The organism is Nitratidesulfovibrio liaohensis, from assembly GCF_011682075.1.
GTDB classification, from domain to species: Bacteria; Desulfobacterota; Desulfovibrionia; order Desulfovibrionales; family Desulfovibrionaceae; genus Cupidesulfovibrio; species Cupidesulfovibrio liaohensis.
Genome location: NZ_VSMK01000140.1, coordinates 1 through 6,083, shown reverse-complemented (window position 1 = coordinate 6,083; position 6,083 = coordinate 1). Strand labels below are relative to the sequence as shown.

Below are 6,083 nucleotides of genomic sequence, written 5' to 3'. Positions count from 1 at the left end.
GGGCCGGTGGCGGCCATGCGGAAGCCGGACGGGGCGCTTGCCGCGCCGGGGCGGCTGTGCCATGTACGGGGCAGCGGGCGTGCGGGCAGGGCATGCTTCTTTCCGGCCTGCGGGCCACCATCCGGGGTTGCGCCACGGGATGGAAGCGACATGCGCAACACATCGGCCCATGCGGCCCATGCGACCGGGGAAGCCCCCGGCAGATCTTCCGGCCACGCGACAGGCGAAGCCGTCACCGAACAACGCATCATCACCAGTTGCACCCGTGACTGTCCCAACAGCTGCGGCCTTGTGGCCACCGTGCGCGATGGCCGCCTGGTGCGGCTTGCGGGCGACCCGGACCACCCGCTGACGCGGGGCAAGGCCTGCGTCAAGGCGCAGCGCTACGTGAAGCGGGTGTACAGCCCGGAACGCATCACGCAGCCGCTGGTGCGCGACCACCGACACCAGCCGTGGCGGCGCGCCGCGTGGGACGAGGCGCTGGACCGCATCGCCGCGCGCATGACCGCCATCCGCGACGAATCCGGCACGGAAGCCATCCTGTACTATCAGGGCTACGGCGAACGCACCGCGCTGAAGCTGCTGAACCGCTACTTCTTCAACCTGTTCGGCGGGGTGACCACCCTGCGCGGCTCGCTGTGCGGCGGGGCGGGGCAGGGTGCGCAGAACCTCGACTTCGGCCAGCGCGTCTCGCACGACCCGCTGGACCACTACAACAGCAATTCACTCATTCTGTGGGGCCGGAATCCGGCATCCACCCAGATCAGCCTGGTGCCCATCCTGCGCGACATCCGCAAGCGGGGGGCAACGGTCATTCTGGTGGACCCGGTCCGCAACCGTTCGGCCCCGCTGGCCGACCGGCACATCGCGCCGTGCGCGGGCACGGATGCCTTCCTGGCCATGGCCGTGACCAGGCTCATCCTGCGCGCCGGGGGCGAGGACCGCGCATTCATGCAGCGCCACGCCGAGGGCGCGGCGGAATACCTGCGCATCCTTGACCGGTACACGGTGGACGACCTGTGCGCCCGCTGCGACGTACCCGTGGCCGACGCGGAATTTCTGGCGGACACGATGCTGCGCCAGCGGCCCACGTCCATCCTGCTGGGCTGGGGCATGCACCGGCACGAGGCGGCGCACCTGTCCATCCGCGCCGTGGATGCGCTGGGGGCCATCAGCGGCAACATCGGCGTGCCGGGCGGCGGGGTGAGCCAGGGCTTCGAGGAATACGGCCCCTACGACCAGCAGTACTGGGGCGACGGGCTGAACCCGCCCCGGCGCACCCTGCTGCTGCCCGAGATCGGGCGCGAGATACTGAATGCGCGCGACCCGGAAATCCGCATGATCATGGTCACGGCGGGCAACCCGGCCTGCATGGCGGCGGATGCCGGGGCCGTTGCCCGCGCCTTCCGCAAGGCGGAATTCGTGGTCTACTCCGGCCACTTCATGGACGACACGGCGGATCTCGCCCACGTCTTCCTGCCCGCCACCACATTCCTGGAAGAAGACGACGCCGTGGCCAGCTACGGCCACAACTACGTGGGGCCGGTGAACAAGGCCATCGAGCCGGTGGGCGAGTGCCGTTCGGAATTTATGATGTTCCACGGCCTTGCGGCGCGCTTTCCCTTTGCGGACCGCTTCCGGCGCGGCGTGGACGAATGGCTGCGCGACCTGTGCACGCCCGTGTGGCAGCAGGGCTGCACGCCGGAGCGGCTGCGCGCCGGGGCCTTTCGGCTGGACGCGCCCATGGTGCCCTGGGCGGACAAGGCCTTTCCCACGCCGTCCGGCAAGTTCCTGTTCATGACCGACTTCGCCCCCGCAGGGCTGGGCACGGTGGAGCCGGACTATCCCTACCGCCTGCTGACCATCGCCCCGCACGGGTACATCTGCTCCGAACGCACCATGGCCGAGCACGACGCCCTGGCCGAGGTGGTGCTGGCCACGGAAGAGGCCGCCCGGCTGGGCTTGGCCGACGGCGCGGTGGTGCGGGTGGAAAGCTGCGTGGGCGCGGTGAAGGCCATCCTGCGCACCGCAGACGGCCAGCGGGCGGACATCCTGGTGGCCGAGCGGGGTGGCTGGAACAAGGCCGGGCACGGGCTGAACCTGCTCACCCGTGCGCTGTCCAGCCAGGTGGGGCGCGGCACGCCGTACTACGAAACCAGCGTGCGGGTAACCCCGTGGCCTTGCGACGGGGTCACGGGCCTGCGCGTGCTGGTGGTGCAGCACAGCAACGACGCCCCGGGCGGCAATTTCTGCAAGGAACTGGCGCGCTGCGGCGCGGTGCTGACCACCCTGCGGCCCGGATTGGGTGACGTGCCTTCGGCGGGAGACGCCCTGCCGCCCCGTGACGAGGCATTGGCCAGGTACGACGCGCTGGTGGTGCTGGGTGGGCCGCAGCACTGCCGGGACGATGCGGGTTCGCCGCATTTCCCGCATCTGATGGACCTGCTGCGCGCCTTCGACGCGGCGGGCAGGCCGGTGGCGGGCATCTGCCTGGGGGCGCAACTGCTGGCCCGCGCCCATGGCGGTAGGCCGTGGACCATGGATGCGCTGGAGTTCGGCTTCCTGTCCTGCACGCCCACCGAGGCGGGCCTGGCCGATCCCGTGCTGGGTCCGGCTCTGTCCGGCGCGCTGTCCCTGCCGCGCCTGATGTCCTTCCACGAGGACACCTTCGACCTGCCGCCAAGGGCCACCCTGCTGGTGCGGGGCGTCCGGTGCCGCAACCAGTGCTTTCGCGTGGGCAACGCCTCGTACGGGTTCCAGTTCCACCTGGAGGTGGATTCCGCCATAGTGCAGGACTGGGTGGACAGGTTCCCCAAGGGGCGCCTGGGCGAATACGCGAGCTACCGCGAAAAGTTCGACGACGTGTACTTCGACGACCTGGCCCGCGACATGCCCCTGCTGGTGGAAGCCTCCGGGGCGTTCTGCCGCAAGGTGGCGGCGGCGTGGCTGGCCCTTGCCCGGCGGGAAGGGCGTTAAGGCCGCCCCGGCGCGGGCCGGGCGGGAGCGCCTGTGGTCGGGACCATGCCCGTACGCTTTGGAATCGCACGGCGAAAGCGCACGCCCCGTATCCTCCATGGCGAAAGGGTGTGGAGGTTGATCGCGCCTAGTGCAGTTCGCGTCCAACCCACACTGCGCGGCCAAGGATGCGGATGCCGTCGGCCAGGCCGTCGCGCACATCGATCGCCAGGGGCGGACAGGCCGCGTTGTAGCCGGTGAGAAGCAGCTTGCCGGGCACGGCGTTGATGACCTTGAGGTATACCATGCCCTCGACATCCACGGCGTATACCTTGCCCGGACGTGTGTCGCGTTGGCTCTGGTCGATCAGCACCGCGTCGCCGTTCAGGACGTAGGGCTCCATGCCGTCACCGTCGACACGCATGAGCACCATGCTCGACGGGGTCCCCCGGCGCTGCAGGAACTCCGTCCTGAAGGCGTATTCCCCTTCCGTGCCCTCCCGCGAGGCGAAAGCGCCGTTTTCCGTCGAGAGCCGGGCCGCCACCATCGGCACCATGACAAACTCGCAACCGGCGCCTTCGGGCATTGCCGACGATGGCGCGGGCCTGTCTGCCGCGCCTTCGGGCCGTAGCGTCTGGCGCATGGGGCCCTTTCCCAATAACAGCCAGTTGGGATTCACATCGAGCATCAGGCAGACATGGCTTGCAAATGCAATATCCGGCAGGGAATCGCCACGCTCGTATCTGCCGAGAGTGGTTTGCGGCACCCCAATGATTTGTGCAAATCTGGCTTGACTGATTTGCCCGCGCAGCTCCTTGAGCCGTTTCTGAATGTTGCTCATACCGCAACTGTTCCACTTGAAAAGGTTTTATTGTGGGTTGCTCTCGTAATGTCGGTGTAGTACCGCGAAGTTGCGTGATAGTGTGGTAAGAGTTGGTGCTGCGCGTTTTAGCTGGTTTTGGCTTGATTTGCCGCTGGAACGGGATTATGAATGAGCTGATAATGGCTTGTAGAGGGTTGCACATGATCCCACAAAAGCCAACCTACCTGCCCCGCTGTCGTGGGTCAACGGCAACGATACATTACGGATCGGGCGGCCTATCCATCCTGAAGCCTGCATGCCCGACGGTGAGCCGCGGCGATTTCTTTCGGGGGGGGGGCATGATGGGATCTGTCGGCCTGCGTTTGCCGTGAGCCACATCGCGGCAGGGCGGCGAGGTCCGTAACATTTGTGCAGGCGGCGGATGTCATGTCGGCCGGAGGGCGCGCAAGCCGTGTGGCAACGGTCGGGCGTGCCAGCAGGATGTGGAATCCCCGAAACCGCAAGAGACTGTGGGAGGAAGGAACATGATGAATCTGGAACAGCGGCAGCTTTGCGGAGTGCGCCGGGCACGGATGCGCTTTCGGATTCGCGAGGTATTGGACCGTAACAACACCAACGCCAAACGGATAGCGGAAGCCCTTGGCATTTCCCATCAGGCTGTCCTCAAAGTGTTGCAGGGCAACTCGCATTCGATTCGGGTTCTTGATGCCTTGCGGGCGGCGGGTGTGCCGGAACGGTACCTGTTCGACCCCCGGTCCGAGCACGCCATGGATCTGCTGCCCACGCAAGAGGAAGGGACGGGGACGTGATGCTCCAGGGCATCGCCTTGACTGTCCCCGACAATGCGAACCTGGAAATAGAATCCGGCGAGTTGCGCATTGTTGGGCGGGAAGCCTTTCTGACGGGCGTCAACGCAAGGATCGGCACCTTCGATGGCGATGGAGCGGTGTTCCTCAGCCAGCTCAAGGCGTTGATCACGTCATTGGAGGGCATTCCCTCGCATGCCGCAACGGCGTCTCTGGTGGCATGCCCCTTGTCCGGGCAGGCCGTGGACATGGGCGGCAAACGCCTGTTCGTCCTGGCGCTGCGCAACGCCACGGAACTGCGGAAGATGCAGGAGGTGATGGCCCAGGCCGAAAAGGCGCTGTCGGCTGGCGACATGGCGGCGGGCATCGCCCACGAGATCAACAACCCGCTCGCAGTCATCATGCAGACTTCGCAGACCGTGAAGCATCGCATGAACGCCGTCCTGCCCGCCAACGTCAAGGCCGCACGGGAGGCGGGGCTGGATCTCGGGGCGTTGCAACGATATCTGCAAGCCCGCGAGATGGACCGGCTCATCGAGGATATCCGGACTGCCGCCGTCCGTATTTCGGATATCATCCGGCACATGCTGGATTTCAGCCGCAGCAGCGTCGCGCGCAGCACCGCCTGCGACCTGAGGGGGCTGGTGGACCGCGCCGTGAACCTGGCAGCCAGCGATTACGACCTGAAGAAGAATTACGATTTCAGAAAGATCAGCATCGATATCCGCATGGCGGACGACCTGCCCCCGGTGCCCTGCGTGGAGACCGAGATGGAACAGGTGCTGCTGAACCTGCTGCGCAACGCGGCACAGGCTCTGGCGGGCATGGAACCGCCCCGCGACGACCCGCGTATCGTGCTGCGTATCTTTCCGCTGGAGGGCTGGCTGCGCCTGGAGGTGGAGGACAACGGCCCCGGCATGCCGCCGGAGGTGCAGCGCCGCATCTTCGAGCCGTTCTACACCACCAAGCCGCCGGGGGTAGGGACGGGCCTTGGCCTGTCGGTGTCGTACTTCATCATCACCAAGGGGCACGAAGGACGCATGACCGTGGAATCGCATCCCGGCGAGGGCAGCGTGTTCCGCGTCGACCTGCCCGTGGGGAAAACGGTCGCTCCGGATGAAGGAACACAGTCCCCCACCGATGGGGCTCCGGGCGGTGAGAGAGGGGCCGGGGAAAAATCCGTCGGCTAGCATGTTTTCGGGCAAGGCGGGGCGGTCGGGGAACGGAGCCGCAGGATTTTTCCGACTCCGGCGTTCGGCTCCCCGGCCCGCGCATGTTCATGCCATGACGCACAAGGCCCCCGGCGCAAGCCGGGGGCCTTTCCGCGTGGCCGTGCAGGGTGGTCCGCGGACAGGAGGATGCATCAAGGAACCGATGCATCGCGGATGTTCCGTCCGGCATTCCACCGGTCGCGGGGTGCAGCCCGCGTCGCCGGAGCGCCGGACCGCCGGAGCGGGGGAGGCGGCAGCCGGGCCGCCCTCCGGAACAATGGTGCGCGC

At 67.0% G+C, this 6,083-nt stretch carries 4 protein-coding genes; 3 read left to right on the top strand and 1 reads right to left on the bottom strand.

Going from position 1 to position 6,083, the window contains the following annotated elements:
• Nucleotides 1–150 precede the first annotated feature (150 nt).
• Nucleotides 151–2,976: a molybdopterin-dependent oxidoreductase gene (locus tag FVW27_RS06000; RefSeq protein WP_167123584.1), complete on the top strand. Its 2,826-nt coding sequence runs from the start codon at nt 151–153 to the stop codon at nt 2,974–2,976.
• A 127-nt stretch (nt 2,977–3,103) separates the two neighbouring features.
• Here the strand turns inward: FVW27_RS06000 and FVW27_RS05995 are convergent, their stop codons facing one another.
• Nucleotides 3,104–3,796: an XRE family transcriptional regulator gene (locus tag FVW27_RS05995; protein WP_167123582.1), complete on the bottom strand. Its 693-nt coding sequence runs from the start codon at nt 3,794–3,796 to the stop codon at nt 3,104–3,106.
• A gap of 506 nt (nt 3,797–4,302) precedes the next feature.
• Here FVW27_RS05995 and FVW27_RS05990 point away from each other — a divergent pair.
• Together FVW27_RS05990 and FVW27_RS05985 are read left to right on the top strand one after the other, a co-directional pair.
• Complete coding sequence (locus FVW27_RS05990) at nt 4,303–4,587, top strand: XRE family transcriptional regulator (RefSeq protein ID WP_167123581.1); 285 nt, start codon at nt 4,303–4,305, stop codon at nt 4,585–4,587.
• A complete protein-coding gene (locus tag FVW27_RS05985) occupies nt 4,587–5,774 on the top strand; it encodes a sensor histidine kinase (RefSeq protein ID WP_243838240.1) in 1,188 nt (395 codons plus the stop codon). Before FVW27_RS05990 ends, FVW27_RS05985 begins: the two co-directional genes overlap by 1 nt.
• Nucleotides 5,775–6,083 lie beyond the last annotated feature (309 nt).